This is a genomic window from Brachybacterium muris (assembly GCF_016907455.1).
In the GTDB taxonomy this organism is placed as follows: domain Bacteria; phylum Actinomycetota; class Actinomycetes; order Actinomycetales; family Dermabacteraceae; genus Brachybacterium; species Brachybacterium muris.
The window spans coordinates 1146864-1172008 of record NZ_JAFBCB010000001.1 but is presented as its reverse complement, the minus strand read 5'-3'; the positions used below and the strand labels follow the sequence as shown (position 1 = coordinate 1172008).

Annotated in this window: 22 protein-coding genes and 1 pseudogene; 17 read left to right on the top strand and 6 right to left on the bottom strand. The window is 69.9% G+C overall.

From position 1 onward, the window contains the following. The first annotated feature begins 92 nt into the window (after positions 1 to 92). From JOD52_RS05410 to JOD52_RS05395, 4 genes are all read left to right on the top strand, one after another. Positions 93 to 881 carry an SDR family oxidoreductase gene (locus JOD52_RS05410; protein ID WP_204408994.1) on the top strand — a complete coding sequence of 263 codons (789 nt, stop codon included), beginning with the start codon at positions 93 to 95 and terminating at the stop codon, positions 879 to 881. Beyond that, positions 878 to 1567 (top strand): FadR/GntR family transcriptional regulator, encoded by a 690-nt coding sequence (locus JOD52_RS05405; protein WP_204408993.1) that lies wholly within the window; start codon positions 878 to 880, stop codon positions 1565 to 1567. Before JOD52_RS05410 ends, JOD52_RS05405 begins: the two co-directional genes overlap by 4 nt. Positions 1568 to 1890: 323 nt before the next feature. Beyond that, positions 1891 to 2574, top strand: a complete 684-nt coding sequence (locus JOD52_RS05400; protein WP_204408992.1) for a DUF4282 domain-containing protein — start codon at positions 1891 to 1893, stop codon at positions 2572 to 2574. Positions 2575 to 3040: 466 nt separating this feature from the next. After that, positions 3041 to 4291, top strand: a complete 1251-nt coding sequence (locus JOD52_RS05395) for an MFS transporter (RefSeq protein WP_204408991.1) — start codon at positions 3041 to 3043, stop codon at positions 4289 to 4291. Positions 4292 to 4401: 110 nt separating this feature from the next. Here the strand turns inward: JOD52_RS05395 and JOD52_RS05390 are convergent. Then, positions 4402 to 4698, bottom strand: a pseudogene (locus JOD52_RS05390) (SDR family oxidoreductase); the annotation flags it as partial. A 31-nt stretch (positions 4699 to 4729) separates the two neighbouring features. Between JOD52_RS05390 and JOD52_RS05385 the strand changes: the two are divergent. After that, complete coding sequence (locus tag JOD52_RS05385) at positions 4730 to 5209, top strand: 8-oxoguanine DNA glycosylase OGG fold protein (protein WP_204408990.1); 480 nt, start codon at positions 4730 to 4732, stop codon at positions 5207 to 5209. 350 nt (positions 5210 to 5559) lie between these two features. Here the strand turns inward: JOD52_RS05385 and JOD52_RS05380 are convergent, their stop codons facing one another. After that, entirely contained in the window at positions 5560 to 7227 is a 1668-nt protein-coding gene (locus JOD52_RS05380; RefSeq protein WP_204411523.1) for an oleate hydratase, read from the bottom strand. Positions 7228 to 7382: 155 nt separating this feature from the next. Here JOD52_RS05380 and istA point away from each other — a divergent pair, with 155 nt between their 5' ends. The 6 genes from istA (at position 7383) to JOD52_RS05350 (ending at position 13523) form a co-directional block, all read left to right on the top strand. Next, positions 7383 to 8945: an IS21 family transposase gene (gene istA, locus JOD52_RS05375; protein WP_204408388.1), complete on the top strand. Its 1563-nt coding sequence runs from the start codon at positions 7383 to 7385 to the stop codon at positions 8943 to 8945. After that, positions 8942 to 9688 carry an ATP-binding protein gene (locus JOD52_RS05370; protein WP_338124028.1) on the top strand — a complete coding sequence of 249 codons (747 nt, stop codon included), beginning with the start codon at positions 8942 to 8944 and terminating at the stop codon, positions 9686 to 9688. The genes istA and JOD52_RS05370 overlap by 4 nt, the downstream gene beginning before the upstream one ends. 302 nt (positions 9689 to 9990) lie before the next feature. Beyond that, entirely contained in the window at positions 9991 to 10722 is a 732-nt protein-coding gene (locus tag JOD52_RS05365) for a TetR/AcrR family transcriptional regulator (protein WP_204408989.1), read from the top strand. 356 nt (positions 10723 to 11078) lie between these two features. Further along, positions 11079 to 11936, top strand: a complete 858-nt coding sequence (locus JOD52_RS05360) for a fumarylacetoacetate hydrolase family protein (RefSeq protein WP_204408988.1) — start codon at positions 11079 to 11081, stop codon at positions 11934 to 11936. Positions 11937 to 11991: 55 nt separating this feature from the next. Further along, positions 11992 to 12798, top strand: a complete 807-nt coding sequence (locus tag JOD52_RS05355) for an SDR family NAD(P)-dependent oxidoreductase (RefSeq protein ID WP_204408987.1) — start codon at positions 11992 to 11994, stop codon at positions 12796 to 12798. An 8-nt stretch (positions 12799 to 12806) separates the two neighbouring features. Continuing rightward, positions 12807 to 13523 carry a FadR/GntR family transcriptional regulator gene (locus JOD52_RS05350; protein ID WP_204411521.1) on the top strand — a complete coding sequence of 239 codons (717 nt, stop codon included), beginning with the start codon at positions 12807 to 12809 and terminating at the stop codon, positions 13521 to 13523. 10 nt (positions 13524 to 13533) lie between these two features. Here JOD52_RS05350 and JOD52_RS17695 read toward each other — a convergent pair whose 3' ends face one another. Beyond that, the gene (locus JOD52_RS17695; RefSeq protein ID WP_376983441.1) at positions 13534 to 14478 is read right to left on the bottom strand and encodes an alpha-L-fucosidase; all 945 of its coding nucleotides are present in this window, start codon (positions 14476 to 14478) and stop codon (positions 13534 to 13536) included. A 179-nt stretch (positions 14479 to 14657) separates the two neighbouring features. Here JOD52_RS17695 and JOD52_RS05340 point away from each other — a divergent pair, with 179 nt between their 5' ends. From JOD52_RS05340 to JOD52_RS05315, 6 genes are all read left to right on the top strand, one after another. After that, positions 14658 to 17117, top strand: a complete 2460-nt coding sequence (locus JOD52_RS05340; protein ID WP_204408986.1) for a glycosyl hydrolase family 95 catalytic domain-containing protein — start codon at positions 14658 to 14660, stop codon at positions 17115 to 17117. Positions 17118 to 17277: 160 nt separating this feature from the next. Continuing rightward, complete coding sequence (locus JOD52_RS05335) at positions 17278 to 18765, top strand: malate:quinone oxidoreductase (RefSeq protein WP_204408985.1); 1488 nt, start codon at positions 17278 to 17280, stop codon at positions 18763 to 18765. Positions 18766 to 18784: 19 nt separating this feature from the next. Beyond that, the gene (locus tag JOD52_RS05330) at positions 18785 to 19570 is read left to right on the top strand and encodes a (Fe-S)-binding protein (protein WP_031306979.1); all 786 of its coding nucleotides are present in this window, start codon (positions 18785 to 18787) and stop codon (positions 19568 to 19570) included. Further along, positions 19567 to 21183: a lactate utilization protein B gene (locus JOD52_RS05325; RefSeq protein ID WP_017822859.1), complete on the top strand. Its 1617-nt coding sequence runs from the start codon at positions 19567 to 19569 to the stop codon at positions 21181 to 21183. The genes JOD52_RS05330 and JOD52_RS05325 overlap by 4 nt, the downstream gene beginning before the upstream one ends. After that, the gene (locus JOD52_RS05320) at positions 21180 to 21920 is read left to right on the top strand and encodes a LutC/YkgG family protein (protein ID WP_017822860.1); all 741 of its coding nucleotides are present in this window, start codon (positions 21180 to 21182) and stop codon (positions 21918 to 21920) included. The genes JOD52_RS05325 and JOD52_RS05320 overlap by 4 nt, the downstream gene beginning before the upstream one ends. Further along, positions 21917 to 22873 carry an aldose 1-epimerase family protein gene (locus tag JOD52_RS05315; RefSeq protein WP_017822861.1) on the top strand — a complete coding sequence of 319 codons (957 nt, stop codon included), beginning with the start codon at positions 21917 to 21919 and terminating at the stop codon, positions 22871 to 22873. The genes JOD52_RS05320 and JOD52_RS05315 overlap by 4 nt, the downstream gene beginning before the upstream one ends. Before the next feature lie 127 nt (positions 22874 to 23000). Here JOD52_RS05315 and JOD52_RS05310 read toward each other — a convergent pair whose 3' ends face one another. From JOD52_RS05310 to lysS, 3 genes are all read right to left on the bottom strand, one after another. Continuing rightward, positions 23001 to 23333 (bottom strand): histone-like nucleoid-structuring protein Lsr2, encoded by a 333-nt coding sequence (locus JOD52_RS05310; protein ID WP_017822862.1) that lies wholly within the window; start codon positions 23331 to 23333, stop codon positions 23001 to 23003. A gap of 92 nt (positions 23334 to 23425) precedes the next feature. Beyond that, complete coding sequence (locus tag JOD52_RS05305) at positions 23426 to 23629, bottom strand: hypothetical protein (protein ID WP_017822863.1); 204 nt, start codon at positions 23627 to 23629, stop codon at positions 23426 to 23428. A 1-nt stretch (position 23630) separates the two neighbouring features. Beyond that, positions 23631 to 25139 carry a lysine--tRNA ligase gene (gene lysS, locus JOD52_RS05300; RefSeq protein WP_017822864.1) on the bottom strand — a complete coding sequence of 503 codons (1509 nt, stop codon included), beginning with the start codon at positions 25137 to 25139 and terminating at the stop codon, positions 23631 to 23633. Between the last annotated feature and the right edge of the window lie 6 nt (positions 25140 to 25145).

Genomic DNA, 25145 nt, shown 5'->3' with positions numbered 1-25145 from the left:
CTCAATAGTCATACTATTGGGTGATGTCGGCCCGTGGGGCCGGGAGGTCGCCGCAGAGGACCTGAGGGCGAGGACGCCCGAGGAGGAGCGAGATGACGACGGACGGGACAACCGCGAGCAGTCGAGGCGCGCAGGACGAGGCGCCGCGCGGCGCGAGCACGGCCGGCCCTCGCACGGTGTGGATCACCGGCGCGGGCAGCGGCATGGGGCGCGCGACGGCGCTGCGGGCGGCACGCTCGGGCTGGACGGTCGCGCTGAGCGGCCGGCGCCGCGAGGTGCTCGAGCAGCTCGCGGCCGAGATCCGCGAGGCGGGCGGCAGCGCGCTGGTCGCACCGCTGGACGTCCAGGACCGGAAGGCCGTTCGGAGCACCGCCGAGCGGATCGCCGAGCAGCTCGGCGGAATCGACGCGCTCGTGCTCGCGGCCGGCCTGAACGCGCCGAAGCGGCGCTGGGACGATCAGGACCTGACGGAGTTCGACGCGATCGTCGCCACGAACCTCACCGCGGTCGCGAGCACCGTCGACGCCGCCCTCCCCCGCCTGCGCGAGCGCGGCGGGCAGGTCGTGGTGATCTCCTCCTATGCGGGCTGGTCGTTCCAGCCCGGTGCAGGGGTCGCCTACTCGGCGAGCAAGACGGCGCTCGGCTCCCTGGTGCGCACGCTGAACCAGCAGGAGGCCGCGCACGGCGTGCGGGCGTGTCATCTGTGCCCGGGCGATGTCGCGACCGACTTCCTCGACCAGCGCCCCTCCGTGCCCGACGCCGAGGCCCGCGCCCGGATGCTCACCGCGGAGGACATCGCACGCACCGCCTGTTTCGTGCTCGACTCCCCCGCGCACGTGCGCAACGACGAGCTGGTCGTCTCCCCCGTCTCGCAGGCATGACCGCCGGCGCGAGCGCCTTCGAGCAGGCGCTGGACCAGCTCGGCGCCGCGATCGTCGGCGGCGAGCTGGAGGCCGGCGCCGCGGACACGATCGAGGGGTTCATCGCGCGCACCGGCGCCTCCCGCAGCGTGGTCCGCGAGGTCACGCGAGTGCTCGGCGGGCTCGGGATGCTGAGCGCCGGCCGACGGGTCGGTCTGCGCATCCTCCCGATCAGCGAGTGGGACCTGCTGGATCCACGGGTGATCCGCTGGCGCCTCGAGGGCCCGGATCACGCGCGGCAGCTCGCGGAGCTGCGCTCCCTGCGCCATGCGGTCGAGCCCGCGGCAGCAGCGGCCGCGGCCCGCGAGGTCCGGGACGGGCGTGGGAGCGCCCGCGCGCTCGCCGCCGCTGCGAACTCGATGGTCGAGGCGGCCGACGGGCCCGAGTGCGGCGCCTTCCTCGCCGCGGACCGGGCCTTCCACGCCGAGGTCCTCGCCCTCTCCGGCAACGCGATGCTCGGCCGGCTGCGCGCCGTGATCGAGGAGGGCCTGCGCCACCGGGCGACCGTGGAGCGGGGCGAGCAGGCCCCTGACCGGCACGACCTCGGACTGCATCAGGAGGTCGCGGCCGCGATCGGCGCCGGCGACGAGCCGGGGGCCGCGGCGCGGATGAGGGAGATCATCGAGCGGGCGACGACGGCACGCTGAGCAGTCCGGCGACGGAGCTGACCGCGGCGAAGCCTGCGGTCTTTGGGCTGAGCAGCTGCTGCAGGGGGCGGCTGAGCGGCCGGACGCCGTCGGCCATGATCTCCATGGTGCAGTCGGCCCGACGAGCTTCCCATCCGCTCGCGGTGCCATTGGGCGGGGGCCGCGATCATCCTCCGGCCGGAGCGCCAGGGCCGGCTCCGCTCCGCAGACGCCTCCCCATCGCCATCGCGCGCGGGTACGGTGAGCGTCGGGGTGGGAACGGCGGCGCGGGGACGCCGCCGAGCTCCTCCTCGTCCATCAGATCTCGCAGGAGGAGTCGCACCATGTCGCAGCCGCCCGAGGGCAGCAACCCGCTGGATCCGCAGTACGGCCAGGGCTCTGAGCCTGAGCCGACGAGCAGCGGATTCGGCGTCCAGGACCAGGCCCCCTCCGCACGCGGTGCCGAGCAGGGGGCCGATCCCTACGCCGCCCCGTCGTCGGATCCCTATGGCCAGCAGTCTGCCGCAGCGCCCGGTCAGCAGGACGCCTGGGGGGCGCAGAGCGCGCCGTCGGCTCCGCAGCCAGCCGCCCAGGAGCAGGCCTGGGGCTCCGCGCAGAGCCCCGCGGCGGCGCCGCACGCCGTCGGCGGCGGCCCCTCCGGGAGCGCCTCCGGGGATGGCCGCTTCGGCGAGGCGGGCTTCTTCAAGACGCTGTTTGACTTCAAGTTCGAGCACTTCATCACCGTGAAGTTCTCGTCGTTCCTCTATGTCCTCGCGTTCGTCGTCGCGGCGCTGATGTGGCTGAGCAACATCGTCAGCGGGATCGTGTTCGGGTTCGCGTGGGGAAGCATGAACAGCTATTTCGGTGAGCCGAGCTTCAGCCCGGTCCCGCTGATCCTCTCGATCCTGTTCGGCTGGATCCCCTCGGTGATCGCGCTGATCGCGATGCGTCTCGGGCTCGAGTTCGCGGTCGCGACCGTGCGCACGGCCCAGAACACCGGCCGCATCGCGGAGGCCTCGCAGCGCTGAGCCCGCTCCGGGCCTGCCCGGCCCGCACGCCGTCCAGGACGGGGCGTTCGCCGCTCGGCGGGCGCTCCGGTCACGATGGGCTCGCAGCATGGGGACGGAGTGGGGCCGGGCGGCTGCGACCGGCACCGAGCAGGGTGCCGGGATGCACGGCGTGAGGTCCGGGGAGTCTGCACAGCAGCAGCCGGAGCAGGCCGTGCCCCCTCTCAGCCGTGCAGCCCGTCCACGGGATAGTCCACGAACGCGATGGACCGACCGTCCGGGCCAGTCCATGCAGGAGACGAAGATGTGCTCCCCGTCGGGATTCAGGACGTGGTCGTGCGTGCCATGGAGCAATTCTGCCCGGCCCCGTTCCGTCCCTCACCCCGCCCTGGCCCCTGCCCCTCCCCCGCCCTTAGGATCGACGGGTCCCCTCCGCTTCCAGCGTCGGCAGCGAGTCCCCGCCCGTCCCGCCGCTGGAGGTCCCCCGATGACGCAGCCGCACGCTCCCCAGGCGCCGCTCTCACCCGGACGTCTGCGCCTGGTGATCCTCGCGATGGCGCTCGGCGCCTTCGCGATCGGCACCACCGAGTTCGCCTCGATGGGGCTCCTGCCCCAGATCGCGCGGGACCTCGAGGTCTCCACCCCGCAGGCCGGGATGCTCATCACCCTGTACGCGCTGGGCGTCGTGATCGGCGCGCCGCTGGTGACGATCGCGGCGGTGAATATGCCGCGCGCGAAGCTGCTGGTGCTGCTCATCGCGCTGATCGGGCTGGGCAATCTGCTCTCCGCCATGGCTCCGACGTTCTCTGCGCTGGCCCCCGCGCGCTTCGTCGCGGGCCTCCCCCACGGCGCGTTCTTCGGCGTCGCCTCGCTGGTCGCGGCGCGCCTCTCCCCGCCCGGACGGCGCGCCCGCTCCGTCTCGCTGGTGATGCTGGGGCTGACGATCGCGACGATGCTGGGTGTGCCCGCCTCCACCGCCTTCGGGCAGGTCGTCGGCTGGCGCTCCGCCTACGTGATCGTCGTGGTCGTCGCCGCTCTCAGCACGATCGCGATCTGGCGGCTGGTGCCTGAGCCCGAGGGCGCCGGGGTCACCGGCTCGATCCGCGGTGAGCTGCGGGCGCTGCGCCGGGCGCAGGTGTGGTTCGCGCTCGGCATCGGCTCGATCGGGTTCGGCGGCATGTTCGCGGTGTACAGCTACATCGGCGAGATCGTGCCCGGGGTGATGGGGCTCGGCGAACGGGCGGTGCCGGTGGCGCTGTTCGTGTTCGGCGTCGGCATGACGATCGGGAACGTCCTCGCGGGGCGCGCCGCGGACCGCAGCCTCTACGGCACGATCTTCGCCGGCCTGATCGGCATGACGGTGAGCCTCACGGTCTTCGCCCTCGTGGCCGAGAACGCGATCGCCGGGATGATCCTGCTGTTCGCCCTCGCGATCACCTCGCAGCTCATGGGTCCCTCGCTGCAGCTGTTCCTGCTGGATGCCTCGCCGGATGCCCCCTCGCTCGCCGCGGCCCTGCACCACTCGGCGTTGAACATCGGCAACTCCCTCGGCGCGGCGCTCGGCGCGGCCGTGCTCGCCGCCGGCTGGGGCCTGCTCGCCCCGGCCTGGACGGGCGTGGCTCTCGCGATCGCCGGGCTCGGCATCGCCGGCTGGTCCTTCGCCGTGCACCGCCGCCAGCAAACGCGCACCGCCGTCGAGGCGCCGACGACGACCGACGGGGTCCCGGTAGTCTGCTGACCCCGGCGCCGGCAGGTGCGCGCCTGCTCGAGCACGTGCAGGGGCAGGCGATGCTCACCGTGCAGGTCGGGCTCGAGGTGGCCGCCGCGGGGGCACGGGGCCGCCCGGTCTCAGGGGCGACGCCAGGCGTCGTCGACCGTCGCCGCCGCGCCCTGCGGCCCCATCTGCAGCATCCCGCCATCCACGACCCAGGAGGCGCCCGTGACGTAGGGGGCCTGGGGCGAGGCGAGGAAGGCGATGACGGCCGCGACCTCCCACGCGCCCCCGGGCCGCCGCAGCGGCATGCCGGGGCGCTCCCCGGTGCGGGGGTCCTGGTCCGTCTGCCCGGTCATGGGGGTCGCGATCTCCCCGGGCGCGACGGCGTTGGCCGTGATGCCGTGCTCGCCCAGCTCGCGCGAGAGAGCCTGCGCCCACATCGCGGAGCAGAGGTCTGAAGGAGTGCCCTATCTCAAATACCTTGGACCGGCGTTCGGCACCAAATTCATCTATTTCCTGACCGCCGCATCGAACGACGTCGATACGACTCCCGTGCTCGACGCAGTGGTCCGGCGCTGGTTCACGAAGCATGCTGAGGTGAAGCTGTACACGGCATGGTGGGATCTGGCCAGCTACTCCCGATACCTCGGCCTGCTCGACGAGTGGTGCGCCCAGCTCCCCGCCCCCACCGGATCAGGACCCCTCGAACGGGAGGATGTCGAGCTGCTCATCTTCGCGTCGGAGCGCGGTGACGCGGACTCGTGGCTGACCGATGATCATCTGGTCGAGCCCGCAGAGCTCGGCATCGATGTGCTGCTGGGAGCTCTCTGGACGGAGGTCGAGCAGCTTGCGGCGTCGGAACGCGACGACAGCCAGAAGGGGCCCGAGCTGCTGCGGCAGCTCCGTGAATGGATCGAGCGGGACAGCGCCGTGGATCTCTGAGCACGATCGATCCGGACGCCGCGAAGACGGATCACCTTGGAGAATTCGATCGCGAGCTGCTCGGCGTCCTTGCGCTGCGATTCACGGGCCTACAGCGAGAACGTCGCGGACAGCAGCGGCCCCGCCGCCTCCACGGCTCCCTCTGGGTGCTCATCCCCGGCAGAGACCGAGACGCTCCGCTACGAGGTCCTCGCCCGAGAGCCCGAAGCCGCACAGCATCGGCAAAGACCATGGGGCTCTCCGCGCGACACTCGCGAAGACCTCCTGCTAGCGGCGCTGCCCCTCTTCGGACGCGCCGTGGGCGCGCCTCGGGACCTCCCCGAGGCGCGCCCGGTGGGCGGACGCAAGGCTCAGATCAGGCCGTGCTCCTCGAGGAGCTGGCCGATCTCTCCGTGCTCGAGCCTGCCGCGCAGGTAGCTGCGCAGCGCGGCCGGGCCGGGGACCTTCACCTTCTCGCCGTCGCGCATGCGCGCCGAGGCCTCGAGGAGGTCGCGCACGTCGTACGTGGAGCCCCAGGTCTCCGGCACGCCGCGCTCCACATTCAGGAGTTCGTAGACGGCCTCCATGCCGGTGCGCACCGAGTACTCGGTGGTGAAGATCGTGTCGCGTCCGGTCTCCGCGAACTGCCCGAGGAACGCGAAGTTCGCGGCGCCTTCCGGGACGACCCGGGGCCGATCCCCGGCGTGGCGGGGCATGAAGAAGCTCGTCACGTAGGGCATCATGACCGGCACGCACCGGGCGCCCGTCGCCGCGAGCTCGGGGATCTCCTCCACGGGCACTCCCAGGTGGTAGAGCCACTCCTGGGTGATCTCCTCACCGGTGCACTGCGACAGGGGCTTCTTCACGTAGTCGCCGTCGACGTCGACGAACAGGCCGTAGACCCAGACGACGATCTGGTCCTTCGGCTGCTTCTTGAAGTGCGGCTGGCGGTTGACCGTCCAGCTCAGCAGCCAGGAGGAGTCCTCGGCGGTGACGATGCCGCCGGTGACCACGCGGCCGCTGAACGGATCGCGCTGGGCGATGCGCTCGATGTAGGCCGGGATGCGCTGATCGAGCGTGGTGACGGTGGCCGACTCCCACTTCGTCTCCTCGATCGAGGAGCAGAAGACCTCCGGGCGCCCGAACGACGGGTCCTTCTTCGCGATGCGCTTCCACAGGTCCCAGGCCGGGGCCGGGGCCTCGTTGAGCACGGCGGCCGTGTGGTGGTCGCCCTCATCGGAGTTGTCCACCAGCGAGCCGATCGTCATCAGCGCGAGGTCGTGCTCACCGAGCTCGATGCTCTCCTCGGCGCCGTCGCGGCGGCAGTGGATCGCGGTGGCGCGGATCTCGCCGTTGCGGTGGGCGAAGTCCACATCGACAACCTCGGTGCCGGACTGGAAGACGACGCCGTGCTCGGTGAGGTAGTGCATGAGCGGCAGGACGAAGGACTCGTACTGGTTGTACTTCGTGAACTTCAGCGCCGAGAAGTCGGGCAGCCCGCCGATGTGGTGGACGAACCTGTGGAGATAGAGCTTGAACTCGAGCGCGGAGTGCCATTCCTCGAAGGCGAACATGGTGCGCCAGTACATCCAGAACGGCGAGTCGAGGAACTCACGGCCCATTACCTCGTCGATGCGCTTGCCCTCCATCTCCGAACGCTCGGCGAGGAAGATCCTGAGCAGGTCCTTCTGGGCGCGCTTCGGCAGGTCGAAGCGGCCCTTGTGGCCCGCATCCTCTCCCTGGCGCACGGTGGCCCGACGCAGCGAGTAGTTGGGGTCATCCTTGTTGAGCCAGTAGAACTCGTCGAGCACGGAGGCGCCCTCGAGCTCCAGGGAGGGGATGGAGCGCATCATGTCCCACAGGCACTCCATGTGGTTCTCCAGCTCCCGGCCGCCGCGGATGACGAAGCCCTTCTCCGGAACGTCGAGGCCGTCGAGCGCACCACCGGCGATGTCGTCCTTCTCGAGGATCGTGACGTTGGCGCCGGGAACCCCGGCGTCGCGGATCAGGAAGACGGCCGCCGCGAGCCCGGTGAATATTCGCCTCGCTGGGGTCCGCTGATCGAGGGTTCGGGTGCCACGTCGCTGCCGTAGCGGTGGCGTCGTTCGGGACCACCAGTGGTGTCGTTGGGGCCGCTCTGTCTACGCTCCTTCCGCCGTGTGTATAGGGCACGCGGCGGAAGGAGCAATCTGGAATGGTACGGAAGATCAGGGCGAAGCTGGTGCTCCAGCTGCGCGCAGAAGGTCTGTCGGGGCGAGCGATTTCGTCCTCGCAGGGCATGTCCCGCAAGTCCGTGAGGGCGGTGTTCGAGGCCGCTGACGCTGCAGGGATCGGGTGGGGCGATATCGCGGACGTCGCCGATGAGCAGGTGTATGCCCGGTTGTTCCCGGGCCGGGGCGAGCACGAGAGCGTGTTCGCACAGCCGGACTGGGAACAGGTCCATCGAGAGATGGCCAGGGTCGGCGTGACGCTGAAGCTGTTGCACGGCGAGTACTTCGACGCGACCACGGCGGCTGGGGATCCGGCGATGGGGTATGACCGGTTTTGCCGCACCTACCAGCACCACGTCATGGTCACCGGTGCCGCTTCGAGAGTCGGTCACAAGGCCGGCCAGAGCGTGGAGGTCGACTGGTCCGGCCCCACGATGGAGCTGGCCGATCCGGTCACCGGCGAGGTCTCGAAGGTGTTCTTGTTCGTTGCCTGCCTGCCTTTTTCTCGTTACGCGTTCTGCTTCCCGGCGCTGGATATGCGCCAGGAGTCCTGGCTGCGAGCGCACGTAGCGATGTTCGAGGCGCTGGGCGGGACGGTCCCGAGGATCGTTCCGGACAACCTCAAGACCGGTGTGGTGAAGCACCCCCGCGAGGGCGAGATCGTCCTGAACGATGCGTATCGCGAGATGGCAGCGCATTACTCGGCGGCGGTGCTCCCGGGGAGGGTGCGGAAACCGAAAGACAAGGCGAGCGTGGAGAACACCGTCGCGCACGTCGCGACCTGGGTCATCGCCGGGCTGCGGGATCAGCGATTCACGTCCCTGCCCGAACTTGCAGCCGCCATCGGGCAGCGGATGGAGGCCTATAACGCGGAGCCGTTCCAGAAGCGGCCCGGATCCCGCGCCAGCGTGTTCGACGCGGAGGAGCGGCCGCTGCTGACGCCGCTGCCGGCGGTGCCCTACGAGATCTCGACATGGCACTACGGACGACGAGTGGGCAGGAACGGGCACGTCACGTTCGCGCGGAACTTCTACTCCGCGCCGTTCGCGCACATCGGCGCGAAGGTCGATCTGCGCATCACGGCCCGGACGCTGGAGATCTATCAGGGCAGCCAGCGACTGACCAGTCACCTGCTGCTCCCGGAGACCGCGAGCAATGAGTACCGCACCAACGACGCGGACCTACCTGCGGGCGAGCGTTTCCAGGCCTGGGACGCGCAGAGGGTGCGGGCGTGGGCAGATCGGGTCGGGCCGGCCACGGTGATCGTGATCCAGCGGATCTTCGAGTCCGTGCCGATCGTGGAACAGGGCCTGGATCCCGCGTTGGCGGTGCTACGGCTCTCTCGCCGCTTCTCCGTAGATCGGGTCGAGGCGGCCTGCGCACTCGCGCTGACGGGACGGGTCCGTTCACCGCGCTATGCGCATCTGCACCCGATCTTGGCCACCGGGCAGGACAAGGTCGCCGCCCTGCGTCCACCCCGCGAGGAACCCGCGGAAGACGGCGGATACGTCCGTGGCGCCGACTACTACGCCGGAGGTGTCCGGTGAGCGTGATCGATAACGACACGAAGCGGAAGCTGCGCGAGATGGGCGCGACCGCGCTGCTGGACGCGATCGATGCCCAGGATGAGGCTCACGTGCTGGGGATGTCGTTCCAGGAACGGCTCCAGCTGATCGTGGACGAGGCGCATTCCATCTTCAATCATGGAAAGGTCGAGGGTCTGATCCGCCGGGCGGGGCTGCGTTATCCCGGAGCGGACCTGCGGCGGCTGGATCTGGTCGAGGAACGGGGACTGAACCGGAACGTGATCGCGCAACTGGCAACCTGCTCCTTCATCCAGCGGCAACAGAACGTGGTCTTCCAGGGCTTCACCGGCTCAGGGAAGTCCTACCTCGGCTGCGCGCTGGCGAAGCAGGCCTGCCAGCACCGGCTCCGAGCCCACTACATCCGAATGCCCGACCTCGAAGAGGCCTGGGCCCTGGCAAAGGACAAGCCGCAGGGCCAGACGAAGTTCCTGCGGAAGTACTCCACGTTCTCGCTGCTGGTGATCGACGAGTGGCTGCTGGACCATCCTGACGAGGGAATGCGTTCGATGCTGCTGGAACTGCTCGAGCGCCGCTATGACACCGGCTCGACCGTGTTCTGCACCCAGTACCCGAAGAAGGACTGGCACGCCCGGCTCGGTGGAGCAGTCCACGCCGATGCGATCATGGACCGCATCGTGCACAACACAATCTGGATCGACACCGGCGACAGGAACATGCGAGAACACACCGCACTGCCCCAGTGACCCGATGCCGGCGGGAGCCAGTGGTCCCCACCGCGGCGGCTACTGGCCCCCGTCGGCACGATCGGCGGTCCCCAAGAGCAAGATTCGGTGGCTCCCACGACTACGAATACTCACCCGGCCAGCCCGCTGCCGACGATGTAGGCCTTCGTCTCCTGGGCGTGCTGTGCGGGGCGGGGACGCGCGAACGCCTCGTAGTTACCTGCCGTGTGCTGCATGGTCCATCCTTCCCAACGCGTGCCGGATGCCGATCACCCGGCCTCGTTATTGAGTGTACTCAAGTTTGAGTCGACTACAATGGGCGCATGGAAACTCGGGATGACACGAAGCTGATGGCGCCGGCGGCGCTGGGCAGGCGCGAGCGGGCGAAGGCGGAGAAGCGCGCCCGCATCCTCGCCGCGGCGCAGGCGCTGTTCGAGGAGCGCGGTTTCGAGCGGACCTCGATGAGCGAGGTCGCGCGCGCGGCGGATGTGGCCGAGGGGACTGTCTTCCAGTACGCGGCGACGAAGGTGGAGCTGCTGATGATGGTCGTCGATGCGCTCTGGGGAGCCCACGAGCACGCGACCACCACCCCTGCTCTCTCAGCGTTCGCCGCGCCCGGCGGGTCCGGCACCGCGCCGGCGGGTGGGGAGACCGCGGACCGGATCGCGGAGCTGATCTCGCCGCTCGTCACCGCGATGCGGCGCTGGCCCGAGCCCGCGACGTGGGTCGCCCGCGAGATCCTCTTCGGTGCGGACATGCCGCATCGCCGGCGGGTCCTCGATCACGTCGATCGTCTCGAAGAGCAGATCGCCGCGCGCCTGCGGGACGGGCGGGCCGACGCTTCCGGTGCGGTCCCGGTGGCGCGGGACGGCGCGTCAGGCACTGCCGGCGAGGCGCCCGGTGCGGCTGCGGTGGCCGGCGCCCGGCTCATCGTCGCCGGGGTGCTGGCCGAGCTCAACCGCTCCCGGCAGAGGCGAATCGACGGCGAGCACATCGATGAGGCACTGCGTCGGCTCATCGATCTCGTGGTGGCAGGGGCGAGCCCTGCCCGCTGACCCGGAAGCCGTTCTCGGTCACGCCGCCGTTGCGCGGACCGGATGAAGGGCCCCGGGCTTCGTTCCGTGGCGAGACGGTCGCGGACGCGGTCGCCGTGGGTCGCGCGGCGGAGTGGAGCACGCGGTCATCGTCCGGGTCCGTCGCATCCTCACAGAACGCCGCAGCACCGCGGGCCAACGGCGTTCGTGCTGGGCACGAGCAGGTCTGCTCCCCATGCCCGCCCGGCTCGGGCCCGCATGGGCGCAACCTTGATCAGTACGGATCCCGGCCCAGCGACGACACCTTCGCCAAACCCCTCCCATACATCCGATGTCTCCTGGTAGCGTCGCCCTCACACAGACATGGGAGGACCCACGTGAAGTTCCTGGCATACGGACCGCACGGCCGTGAGAACGCCGCCGTGATCGACGGCGACCGCACCTTCGACCTGCGCCCCCTGATCGGCGAGGCACGCGTGGTGGACCGCAGGTTCCTCGAGGCCGACGGCATCGCCCGCACCCGCGCCGCCCTGGCCGCCGGCGAGCTGCCCGAGCTCCCCGCCCTGGAGGCCGAGCGCCGGGGTGCCCCGCTGACCCCCGGGAAGATCCTGTGCATCGGCCTGAACTACCGCGACCACGCCGCGGAGACGAACGCGGAAATCCCTGCGGAGCCGATCGTGTTCATGAAGGCCGCGGACACCGTGGTGGGGCCCGACGACGACGTGCTGATCCCCCATGGATCCACGAAGACGGACTGGGAGGTGGAGCTGGGGGTGGTTATCGGCCAGACGCTGCGTCGCACCGACAGCGACGAGGAGGCGATGCGGGCAGTGGCCGGTTACGTGCTCTCCCACGACGTCTCCGAGCGGGAGTACCAGCTGGAGCGCGGCGGAACCTGGGACAAGGGCAAGAACTGCGAGACCTTCAACCCGCTGGGCCCGTGGCTGGTCACGGCCGACGAGATCGAGGACGTGCAGTCGTTGGGCCTCAGGCTCTCGGTCAACGGCGAGCGCCACCAGGACGGCACCACCGCGGACCAGATCTTCCCGGTGGCCCACGTGGTGCGCTACCTCAGCGAGTTCATGACCCTGTATCCCGGCGACGTCATCAACACGGGAACCCCTGCCGGCGTGGCCATGGGCCTGCCCGGCACCCCCTACCTGCGGTCAGGTGACGTGGTGGAGCTGGAGATCGATCAGCTCGGAACCCAGTGCCAGACCTTCCGCGACGCCTGACTGCTCACCCCCCGCTCTCCCCGCCCCGACGGCGACCCGCACGAAGGATCCGCACATGACCCGCACCCCGACCGACGACAGCACCCTGTTCACCGACCCGTACCGCGGACTTCGGGTCGTGGTCACCGGTGGAGGTTCCGGCATCAGCCGCGCCGCCGCAGCCCGGTTCCTGGAACTCGGCGCGCAGGTCGCGGTGATCGACCTCGATCCCTCCGGCGCGCCGGAGGGCTCCGTGCGCGTGAGGGCCGACATCGCCGACCGAGCTCAGGTGGGGCAGGCCGTCGCCGAGTGCGCGCAGCAGCTGGGCGGCATCGACGTGGTCGTCAACAACGCCGGCATCAGCGCGGTGGGTGATGTGACCGCCAACGACGACGAGGAATGGGCACGGGCGCTGTCCATCAACGTGACCGCGAACGCGCGTGCGAGCGCAGCGGCCCTGCCCCACCTGCGCGCGTCCGAGCATGCCGCGATCGTGAACATGTCCTCGATCGCAGCGACGGCCGGACTGCAGGAGCGCGCGCTGTACTCGGCCACCAAGGGCGCCGTGCAGGCGATGACCACCGATCACCTGGCCGATGGCATCCGCGTGAACTGCGTGAACCCCGGCACGGTGGCCACCGAGTTCGTGGACCGTATGCTGCAGAACTTCCCCGACCCGGTGGCCGAGCGCAAGGCCCTCGACGCCCGCCAGCCCACCGGGCGGATGGTCACCCCCCAGGAGGTCGCCGGGACCGTCGTGTTCCTGGCCTCCCCTCTGAACACCTCCACCACCGGCACTTCTCTCGCCGTGGACGGTGGCATGCACGGGCTGCGCGCCCGACCGCGCCCGGCTTCCACCTCAAACCAGGAAAGCAGGACCTGATGACTCAAATGGCAGTGACCGACAAGGCGATCTCGGCGATCAAGACCATGATCATCGAGGGCGAGCTGAAGCCCGGGGACCGCCTGCCCCCGGAGAAGCAGCTCTCCGAGCGCATCGGCGTGAGCCGCAACTCCCTGCGGGAGGCGGTCAAAGCACTGTCGGTGATCCAGGTGCTCTCGGTGCGTCAGGGCGACGGCACCTACGTGACCTCACTGGAGCCTGAGCTGCTGATCGAGGCGCTGGGCTTCGTGCTGGACCTGCACCAGGACGCCGAGGTGCTGCACATCATGGAAGTGCGGCGCCTGCTGGAGCCCACCGCGGTGGAGAAGGCCTGCGACCACCTGGAGGAAGCCGACTACCAGTACCTGGAAGGGCTGATGGCGCCGCTGGGCCCTGACTCCCCGGTGGGTGAACTGGTGGAGGCTGACATCGCCTTCCATCACCACATCAACGCTCACTGCGGCAACGCCTACCTCTCCTCCCTCCTGGACGGCTTTGCCAGTGCCACCGCTCGCGCGCGGCTGTGGCGCGGGCTCACCGAAGGAGCATCTGTGGGGCGCACCCTGGAGGAGCACTATCGGATCATCAATGCCATGCGGGCCGGGCGGTCTGACCTGGCCAAGGTGTACGCCGCCGCGCACGTGGCCGGGGTGGAGGCCTGGGTGATCCAGGGGGCTCACACCGGCACGAAATCACAGCCCGACTCCCCTGCCGCTGAGGGCTGACCCCGCGCCGTCAGTCGGGCGGGCTTCCCTCGCCGGCTCGCCTGTACACGCGCTCCGCGGTCCCGTGGAGGATCTGCGCCTGGTCCGCCGCGCTCAGCTGGCGGATCCGCTCGAGCAGGCGAGACGTGCCGGAATCCACGTCGAAGGGTTCAGGGGCGATCGGCCAGTCGCTGCCGAACATCAGGCGGTCCGGGCAGAACAGGGCAAGGGCCACCTCGACGGCCTGCTCGAGTGAACCGTCGCCGCTGGTGGCCAGGCCGGAGAGCTTGGCGACGGTGTTCTCCTGCTCAGCGATCGGCAGGTTCGCTCCCAGCCCGATGGAGCGATCGTGGATCGCCAGCAGGTGCTCGAGCGACTTCGGCTCCTGGCCGGCGTGCCAGAACCAGCCGGTGCGGATCGAGACGTCGCACTCCGGGGGCGGGTACCGGGCCTGGTCGTAGGCGAGGACGTCCTCGTCGTAGTTGTTGAGGTCGGCGCTGGTGGTGACGTACCAGCAGGGGTCGGCGGCCAATCCGTCCTCGTTGCCCACCCAGCGGATGGTGGCCGGGCCCATGTTGAACACCATCGCCCCGGGCTGCAGCTCCTCGATGAGCTGGCCGATGCGATCCCAGGCATACTCACGGCCGGCAGAGCCTGCACCGTCGAACCACAGCTCCACCAGCTCCCCGTAGTCGGTGCACAGCTCACGCAGCTGCGCCAGGTAGAACTCGCCGTACGCTCCCGGATCCTCATACTGCGGCGCGTTGCGATCCCATGGTGAGAGGTACAGCCCCAGGCCGATGCCGTGACGACGGCAGGCCTCGGCGACCTCGCCCACGAGGTCGCCCTTCCCGTCCCGGAACGGTGAGGAAGTCACGGAGTACTCCGTGGTGGCAGTGGGCCACAGGCAGAAGCCGTCGTGGTGCTTCGCGGTGAGCACCACATAGGCGGCGCCCAGGTCCTTCGCTGTGCGCACCCACTGGTCGGCATCGAGGTCGGTGGCATCGATGCCTTGTTGCTCATGCCTCTATCCCAACAGATGTCGGACCATTGGGCGAGGCTTCCGCCGCCATTCGCTCAGATGTCATGCCACTTTGCGGCTGCCCGCGCTGAACGTGCGCCGCACCGACCCTCATACATCGGTAGTCTGGGGGGATGATCCTGGATCCCCGCCATCATCTGCTCGATCGTGCCCCGGCCCGCGCCTGGACCGATGCCTACCCGGTGGGCAACGGCCACCTCGGCGCCATGGTGTTCGGCAACCCCGCTCGGGAACGGATCCAGGTCAACGACTCCTCGGTGTGGCGCGGCAGCCCCGCCCCGCGCTCCCTCCCCGAGGGGGCCGGCCAGGCACTGCAGCGTGCCCGGGAGTCAGCACTCGCCGGTGACGTGCACGCAGCCGATGCCGCCACCCGTGGCACCCAGTCTGGGAACGTGCAGATGTACCAGCCGTTCGTGGACCTGCTGATCCAGCGCACCACCGAGGACACGAGTCCTCTGGCCCGGGTCCTGGATCTGCGCAGCGGCTGGGCCATCACGGTCACCGAGCAGCTGCGCGCCATCACCGGTGTCAGCATCGCCGATGACGTGCTGCTGGACCGTCGCGTGTTCGCCTCCCCCTCGGACCTCGAGATCAGTGTCGCCTCCGTCCACGAGCAGTCCGTGGCTCACCGCCCGGCATCCCATCCCGAGGCCGTGGTGCTCGCTGGCGCCCTGCGGGTGGCCGCGTCCGTGGACCCCGACATCGGAGGGGACGATGCGGTGCGCGCCCCCGCCTCCTTCACCGAGTCCGTCCACGCCTCCTGGGCGCTCGAGCTGCGCACCGACGGCACCGCGAGCGCGGACCTCACCGGGCCGGCCCCCAGCATCCATGTCACCGGCGCCACCTGGACGGAGCTGCGCCTGGTCTCGGCCACCCAGTTCTCAGCGGACGGCACCCTGCGCGTCCCCGACCACGCCTCGCTCGAGGCGGAGGTGCTGGCCCATCTCACCACCCTCGCTGCGCGATCCCATGACGAGCTCGCGACGCGGGCAGAGGAGTCCCACCGCGAGCTGTACGACCGTGTCGAACTGGACCTGGCCGCCCCCGATGGGCCCTCCCCCACGCCGTACCGGGACCGCGAGGCGCCCACCATGCCCACCACGGCGCAGCGCCTGGACAATCTGCGGGCAGACCCGGAGCACGCCGACGGTCCGGACCTCGTCGCTCTGCTGGCCCACGTGGGCCGCTACCTGCTGATCAGCGGCGGTGTGGGTGAGGGACCGCCGCTGAACCTGCAGGGCATCTGGAACGAGTCCCCGGCGCCACCGTGGTACGGCGACTACACGATCAACATCAACACCGAGATGAACTACTGGCCGGCCGGTCCCGCCCAGCTTGCCGAGGTGCTGCCTGCATTCCAGGAGTGGCTCGGGGTGCTGGCAGCACAGGGCGCGCGGGTGGCACGGGAGGTGTACGGGGCCTCCGGCTGGACTGCCCACCACAACTCGGACCGCTGGGGCTTCGCTGCGCCCGTCGGCGATGGTGAGGACCGCCCGCAGTGGTCGGCCTGGCCCCTGGGCGGGGCCTGGCTCACCAGCACCCTGGTGGACCTGCTGCGGTTCACCCCCGATGGTCCCGCCTCCGCCGCAGGCCTGGTGGAGGGCGCTGCCCGCTTCGCACTGGATCTGCTGATCGAGCTGCCCGACGGCACACTCGGCACCGCCCCCTCGACCTCACCGGAGAACCGGTTCGTGCTGCCGGCCGGCACGGTGGGCGAAGTGCACGTGAGCACCACCAGTGATCTGGTGATCATCCGCCAGCTCCTGCACGACCTGCTGGAGCTGTCCCACGTGGTCGAGTTCGACGAGGACCTGCTGGAGCTGGCCGAGGCGGCCCTGTCCCGCCTGCCCGGCGAGCGCGTGCTGCCCACGGGCCTGATCGCCGAATGGTCCGACGACGACCTGACGGATCCGGACCCGCACCACCGTCACCAGTCCCACCTCATCGGCCTGTACCCGGGCACCGGCCTGGACCCGCGCCGAGACCCGGTGCTGGGGGAGGCGGCCCGTCGCAGCCTGGTTGAGCGGGGCTTCGAGTCCACCGGCTGGTCGCTCGCGTGGAGGATCTGCCTGGCCGCCCGCTTGGAGGACGCGGAGCTGGCAAACCGGTTCCTGCTTCGGGCGCTGCGTCGGGTGGAGGCCGACGGCACCGACCCGGTCACCGGGGAGGTCACTGGCGGCGTGTACGACTCCCTGCTGTGCGCTCATCCGCCATTCCAGATCGACGGCAACTTCGGGGCGCTGGCCGGGACCTGCGAGATGCTGCTGCAGTCCCACCGGGTGCGCGGGCGCCGACGAGAGCTCACCGTGTTGCCATCCCTGCCGAGCGCCTGGTCGACAGGCCGGGCCCGTGGCCTGGGAGCCCGTGGCGGGGCGGTGGTGGACCTGGGATGGACGCCCACCCGAGTGGAGGTCGCCGTGCACCTGCCAGCAGGCGTCGACGCCGATGCGTACGTGGTGGAGCTCGACGGCGAGGTGCGCGCGCTGCCCGCCGCGAAGGACGGGGCAGCCCATCTGTCGCTGTCCCGCGACCTCACTGCCCGCAGGTCTGACCGGAAAACGGACACGCTATGACCGGTGACGCCTCGACAGGGCCGACCCTGGTCCGTCTGGCCCGTGAGGGCACGGTGGCGCGTCGCGGGCTACGCTTCTGGGGAACGACGTCGCGACGCCCCGGTGCCTTGATCCGGCCCGCGGGCGGCACGACGAGAGACGAACCGAGACAAGGGGAGACATGGCTGACCTGACGATGAGCGTCACGCGCACCGATGCAGTGCTGATCGGCGGCGGAATCGCCAGTGCCACCCTGGCGGCGCTGCTGACCGAGCTGGAGCCCGACTGGGACATCCAGGTGATCGAGAAGCTCGACGCGGTGGGCCAGGAGTCCTCCGACGGCTGGAACAACGCCGGTACCGGCCACAGCGCCCTGTGCGAGCTGAACTACACCCCGCAGGACGTGGACGGCTCGGTGAGCCCCGCCAAGGCGATCCGCATCAACGAGCAGTTCCAGGTGTCCCGCCAGTTCTGGTCCTACCTGGTGGAGAACGACCGGATCGGTGACCCTGCCTCGTTCATCCGCCCCGTGGCGCACATGAGCTTCGTTCGCGGTATCGACAACGTGGACTACCTGCGCCGACGCCACCAGGCACTCACCGCGAACCCGCTGTTCGACCGGATGGAGTTCAGCACTGAGCACGCCCAGCTGGCGCAGTGGGCACCCCTGGTGGCCGAGGGCCGGCCGGTCACCGAGACCATCGCGGTGACCCGCTCCCCCGACGGCACCGATGTGGACTTCGGCTCGCTGACCCGCCAGCTGTTCGCCATGGCCTCCCGCCGCGGCACCACCGTGTCCACCGGCTGGGAGGTGGTGGACCTGCGCCGCATGGGCACCGACTGGGGCGTGATGTCCCGCAACGTCACCACCGGTGCGGTGAAGGTGCATCGGGCGCCGTTCGTGTTCGTGGGGGCCGGTGGTGCGGCCCTGCCGATCCTGCAGAAGTCCGGCATCCCCGAGATCCGCGGTTTCGGTGGCTTCCCGATCTCCGGTCAGTGGCTGCGCTGCACGAACCCCGAGGTGATCGCCCGGCACGAGGCGAAGGTGTACGGCAAGGCCGCTGTGGGCGCACCACCGATGAGCGTGCCGCACCTGGACACCCGATACGTCCAGGGCAAGCGCTCGCTGATGTTCGGCCCCTACGCTGGCTGGTCGCCCAAGTTCCTGAAGACCGGGAAGTACACGGACCTGTTCGCCTCGGTGAAGCCCTCGAACGTGACGCAGATGCTGGCGGTCGCGCCCCCGAACATCGACCTGATGACGTACCTGGGCTCGCAGCTGGCCGCCACCACCAAGCAGCGCTTCGAGGCGCTGCGGGAGTACATGCCGCAGGCCCGCCGGGAGGACTGGGAGCAGGTGACCGCAGGTCAGCGCGTGCAGGTGATCGCCCCCGATCCTGCCAAGCGGGGTGTGCTGCAGTTCGGCACCCAGATGATCACCGCGGCCGACGGCTCCATCGGCGGCATGCTGGGTGCCTCCCCCGGCGCCTCCACGGCCACCACGATCCTGCTGGACATGCTCACCGGCATGTTCCCGGAGCGAACCGATTCCTGGCGCAGCACCATCATGGCGATGGTGCCCAGCTGGGGAACCCATCTCAGCGACGATCCCCGCGCTGCGCACGAGAGCCTCGAGCGCACCGCGGAGTCGCTGGGCCTGCACCACTGACCTGCTGGAGAGGATGACGATGCGCATCTCCCTGATGTCCACCTGTCTGGTGGACGTGATGACCCCGGACGTGGCCCGCTCCACCGTGCTGCTGCTGGAGCGGCTGGGGCACGAGGTGATCTTCGACCGCCGCCAGACCTGCTGCGGGCAGATGCACACCAACACCGGCTACTACACCGAAGCCGCCCCCGTGGTGCGCACGTTCGTGGACACCTTCGAGCCGCAGCTGGACGAGGTGGACGCGATCGTCATGCCCTCTGGCTCCTGCGCCGGCTGCGTGCGTGAGCAGCATCAGCTGGTGGCGCGCCACGAGGGCGATGCGGAGCTGGAGGAGCGGGCCGCGGCAGTCGCCGCGAAGACCTACGAGCTCTCCGAGCTGCTGGTGGACGTGCTGAAGGTGACCGATGTGGGCGCCTACTTCCCCCACAAGGTCACCTACCACCCCACCTGCCACTCGATGCGGGTGCTGAAGGTGGGTCCGCGCCCGCTGCGCCTGCTGCGCGCCGTGGAGGGCATCGAGGTGGTGAACCTGCCCGAGTCCGACACCTGCTGCGGGTTCGGCGGCACCTTCGCGGTGAAGAACGACGCCACCTCCGATGCGATGGTCACCGACAAGGCGGCCAACGTGGTCCGCAGCGGCGCCGAGTTCGTGGTGGCCGGTGACGCCTCCTGCCTGATGAACATCGGTGGCAAGCTGCACCGCAACGGCGACGCCCCGCAGGCGGTCCACCTGGCGCAGATCCTGGCCTCCACTAAGGAGAACCCCTTCGTCCCGTCCGAGACCATCCTGGGGAGGGCCTCATGAGCCGCACCACCGCCGGAAGCACGGTGGCCCTGGGGATGCCCACGGTCCGTCCGCAGCACGCCTCCCCCTCCTCGAACCTGCGCGGCGAGCACGGCTTCCCCACCGCCGCCCGCGAGGCGCTCTCCGACGATGTGCTGCGTGCGAACCTGCGCCACGCCACCGGAACCATCCAGGCCAAACGCGCCTCCGCGGTGCGGGAGATGCGCGACTGGCAGAAGCTCCGTGATGCAGGCAGCGCTCTGAAGTGGCACGTCACCGATCATCTTCCCGAGCTGCTGGAGCAGCTGGAGACCACGGTGACCGCCGCCGGCGGCACCGTGCACTGGGCGCGAGATGCAGAGGAGGCCGGCGACATCGTCACCCGCCTCACCCTGGAGCGCGGCGCACGCGACGTGCTGAAGGTCAAGTCGATGGCCACCCAGGAGATCGGCCTGAACGAGACCCTTGCGCACGCCGGCGTGCGGGTGATCGAGTCCGACCTGGCCGAGCTGATCGTGCAGCTGGCCGGCGACACCCCCAGCCACATCCTGGTGCCGGCGATCCACCGCAACCGGGCCCAGATCCGCGAGATCTTCCTGGCCTCCATGCCGGACATCGAACCGGACATCACCGACGATCCCGCCGCACTGGCCGGCGCCGCCCGCCGCTTCCTGCGGGAGCGGTTCCTGGACATGGAGGACTCCGTCGCGATCTCGGGGGCCAACTTCGCGGTCGCGGACACCGGCACCCTGGTGGTGGTGGAGTCCGAGGGCAACGGCCGCATGTGCCTGACCCTGCCGCGCACCCTGATCTCCGTGGTGGGCATCGAGAAGATCGTGCCCAGCTTCCAGGACCTCGAGGTGTTCCTGCAGCTGCTGCCGCGCTCCTCCACCGGGGAGCGGATGAACCCGTACACCACACTGTTCACCGGTGTCACCGAGGGTGACGGCCCCCAGGAGTTCCACCTGGTGCTGCTGGATAACGGGCGCAGCGCCGTGCTGGAGGACCCGGAGGGCCGTTCGGCCCTGCACTGCATCCGCTGCTCGGCCTGCCTGAACGTGTGCCCGGTGTACCAGCGCACCGGTGGTCACGCCTACGGCTCCACCTACCCCGGTCCGATCGGTGCGATCCTCTCCCCGCAGATGACCGGCGTCAGCGATCCCGATGACCCCAACGCCACCCTCCCCTACGCCTCGAGCCTGTGCGGGGCCTGCTACGACGTGTGCCCGGTGAAGATCGACATCCCCTCGATCCTGGTGCACCTGCGGGCCAAGGAGGTGGATCAGCGCCGCGAGCAGCGCGGCCAGTTCCGCGGCACCTGGGACGTGGCTATGAAGGGCGCCAGCCGACTGATGTCCTCCCCGCGTGCCTACGACGCCGCGGTGCGCTCTGCCGGCCCCCTGTCCACGGTGCTGCCGGGGGCGAACATCGGCAAGCTGCCCGGGGTGCTGCCCCTGGTCCCGGGGTGGACCGATCATCGCGATCTCCCGCATCCCCAGCAGTCCTTCCGCTCCTGGTGGGCGCAGCGGGAGAAGCAGGGCGGGGCACCCGCAGCTGCCGAGGCCGCCTCCGAGCAGGACACCACCGGCGATGAGCAGTCCGCGGCCAGGACCGAAGGCAGGGACGAGGCATGAGCACCTGGGACGACCGCCGCCCCACCCGCACGGCCGGGATGAGTGCCAAGGAGGAGATCCTGGCGCGCGTGCGCAGCGCGCTCGCGGTTCCGCGACGTGACGAGGTCACGGACTACGCGGATGTGCCCCGCGCCTACCAGCGGGCCGACGACAAGCAGGAGACCGGCACCGATCCCGGCAAGGTGCGTGACGTGCTGGTACAGCGCCTGGAGGACTACACCACCGTGGTGCACCGCACCACCGAGTCCGGCGCTTCCTCGGCGATCGCCCGGGCACTGGGCGGGGCGGCCACCGTGGTCGTGCCAGCGGCGCTGCCCGGCGAATGGACCGAGCTGCTCGATGCCGAGCTGATCCGCGATGACGGCGGCCTGGACGCCCACGCCCTGGACAGGGTGGATGCGGTCCTGACCGGCTGCCACACGGCAATCGCCCTGACCGGCACCCTGGTGCTGGACGGGGGCGAGCTGTGCGGCCGCCGTGTGATCACCCTGGTGCCCGACCACCACGTGGTGGTCCTCCACGCCGATCAGGTGGTGCTGGGAGTGCCCAAGGGCATCCAGCGGATGGGCGAGAGCCCCGCCGCCGCCTGGACCATGATCTCCGGCCCCAGTGCCACCAGCGACATCGAACTGGACCGGGTGGAGGGCGTGCACGGACCCCGTCGCCTCGAGGTGGTCCTGATCGAGCCCGATCCCGAGCCCGAGCCGAGCGATGACGAGAAGGAGAGCGCCGCATGAGCGAGACCCCCGCCCCGAGCGACACGCCCGTGGCCGCGGCCCGTGCCCGCGGCGAGGAGATCCCCCTTGCCGCCGGCCCCTACACCGCCACCGTGTCCACCGTGGGAGCCACCTTGGAATCGCTCACCACCGGTGGCCGCGACCTGCTGGTGCGCAGTCCGGAGAGCGGACCGATGCTGCACTACCGCGGCGCGGTGGTGGCCCCCTGGCCCAACCGGATCGCCGACGGCGCCTACACCTGGGACGGTCAGGAGCTGCAGGTGGCGATCAACGAGGTGGAGCGGCACAACGCCATTCACGGCCTGGTCTCCTTCCAGGAGTTCACCCCGGCCTCGGTCTGTGAGGACGAGGTGGTGCTGCGCACCCGGCTGATGCCCACCACCGGCTACCCCTTCCAGCTGCTGTTGACCGTGCACTACCAGCTGGACCCGGAGGCCGGACTGACGTGCACGGTCATCGCCCGCAACCTCGGTGCCGAGGACGCCCCCTACGGGGTGTGCCCCCACCCGTATCTGGTGGCCGGGCCCGAGCCCCTGGAGCAGTGGTCGCTGCAGACGGGTCTGGGCACCGTGCTCTCGGTCACCGAGGACCGCCTGCTGCCCACGGGTACCGCGCCGGTGGAGCCGGGCAGCGAGTTCGACTTCGCCGAGCCGCGTGTGATCGGCGAGCAGGAGATCGACCACGCCTTCACGGACCTGGCCCGTGATGAGGCCGGGCTGCTGCACGTGCGTGTCACCGCGCCGGGCGGCACCGGGGTTGAGCTGACGGCAGGGCCGGAGTGCACCTGGCTGCAGCTGCACACCGCTGATCGCCCCGAACCGGAGAACAACCGGGTGGGACTGGCGGTGGAGCCGATGACCTGCCCGCCGGACGCGTTCCGCAGCGGCACCGACGTGGTGCGGCTGTCCCCTGGCGCGGAGCACGCCGCGTCATGGACGATCCGCGGCTGGTGAGGATCGCGCCGCGACCGTTCCACCGTCCCTTCCGGCAGTTCTGCACCTGAGGACCGACGACGAAGGCCCGTCACCGTGATCGGTGACGGGCCTTCGGTTCGGCACCGCTGGTGGGTGCCTGCTGGGATCAGTTCCCCTGTGCGGCGTAGTAGGCGGAGCGGATCTCGCTGGAGATGCGGCCGCGGTCGGAGACGTCGTGGCCGTTGGAGCGGGCCCACTCGCGAATGCGGGGGGTGTCGTTCGAACCGCCGGCCGAGGAGGTGCTGGCGCCGCGGGAACGGCGACCGCCCACGCGGCGGGCCTTCTCCACCCAGGTGCCCAGCTCGCCACGCAGCTTGGCGGCGTTGTCCTCGGACAGGTCGATCTCGTAGGCGACGCCGTCCAGGGCGAAGCTCACGGTCTCCTCGGCCTTCGAGCCGTCGATGTCATCGATCAGTTCCACGTAGGTCTTTCGTGCCATTCCGGCTCTCCCTCGTCGTTCGGAATACGGGGCTGGTCGCCCATCTTCCGGCTGGACCAGCTCGTTCATTATGTATTCCTTCGAGGCCGATTTCAATCGGTGATGGTGTGTTCGGGGAACTCGTCACGCTTTTCGTGGTCTCCCCGTCGCGCCAGGTATTCCTTCTCTGCCTGCTCATCGGCCTCACGTTCGGCTCGATCTGCGCGAAGTATGGAACGGATCACGAACCAGAACAGCAGGCCCACTCCGATGGAGGGGACCAGTGCACCGGCCTCGAACCAGAATCCTTCACTCATCTCATGCCTCCGGCTTCACCAGGGGGAACAGGACGGTCTCGCGAATGCCCAGTCCGGTCAGGGCCATGAGGAGTCGATCCACGCCCATTCCCATGCCACCGGTGGGCGGCAGCGCGTACTCCATCGCCTCCAGGAAGTCCTCGTCCAGGCGCATCGCCTCGTCGTCGCCCTGGGCGGCCAGGCCCGCCTGCTGGGCGAAGCGCTCGCGCTGGATGACCGGGTCGATCAGCTCGGAGTAGCCGGTGGCCAGCTCGAAGCCGCGCACGTACAGGTCCCACTTCTCCACCACGCCGGGCGTGGTGCGGTGGGCGCGGACCAGCGGGCTGGTCTCCACCGGGAAGTCCCTCACGAAGGTGGGTGCGTGCAGGTGGTCTCCCACCCGATGCTCGAACAGCTCCTCCACCAGCTTGCCGTGGCCGTACTTGGGGTGATCCATGTCCAGTCCCAGGCCTCGCGCGATCGCGCGCAGCTGCTCGGGGGTGGACTCGGGGGTGACCTCCTCGCCCAGTGACTCCGAGAGCGAGCCGTACACGGTGATCTTGTCCCAATCGCCGGAGAGGTCGTACTCGGTGCCGTCGGTCAGGGTGACCACCTGGGATCCGGTTGCGGTCTGCGCCGCTTCCTGCACCAGTTCGCGGGTGAGTTCACCGATCGTGTCGTAATCACCGTAGGCCTGGTACGCCTCGAGCATCGAGAACTCCGGCGAATGCGTGGAATCGGCGCCCTCGTTGCGGAAATTGCGGTTGATCTCGAACACCCGCTCCATACCGCCCACTGCGGCGCGCTTCAGGAACAGTTCCGGGGCGATCCGCAGATACAGGTCCAGATCGAACGCATTCATATGGGTGACGAACGGTCGCGCCGCGGCACCGGAGGGGATCACCTGCAGCATCGGGGTCTCCACCTCCACGAAATCACGGCGGTGGAACGAATCGCGCAGGGAATGCATGACCGTGGATCGCAGGCGCGCGGCATCGCGGGCCTCCTGCCGCACGATGAGATCCACGTAGCGGCGGCGCACCCGGGATTCCTCGGAGAGCTCCGCATGCAGCACCGGGAGGGGGCGCACGGCCTTGGCGGCCATCTGCCAGGAGTCTGCGAAGACGCTCAGCTCGCCGCGCCGGGACGCACCCACGGTGCCGTGGAAGAACACGTGGTCGCCGAGGTCCACGTCGGCCTTGAGGTCGGCCAGGCGCTCGGCTCCCACCTTCGCCTGGGACAGCATGATCTGCAGGCGCTGCCCGGCGCCGTCCTGGACGGTGATGAAGGCGAGCTTGCCGGTGTTGCGCTGGAAGACGACGCGGCCGGCCACTCCCACCTCGTCCTCGGTCTCCTGGCCGGCCTCGAGATGGCCGTACTGCTCGCGCACCGCCGCGATCGTGGTGGTGACCGGGACGGAGACGGGGTACGCCTCCTCCCCGCGCTCCAGGAGGCGCTCCCGCTTGGCCTTGCGCACCGCCACCTGGTCGGAGGTGTCCACGGTGCCGGGGTTCTGGGGATCTTCGCTCATGAGGGC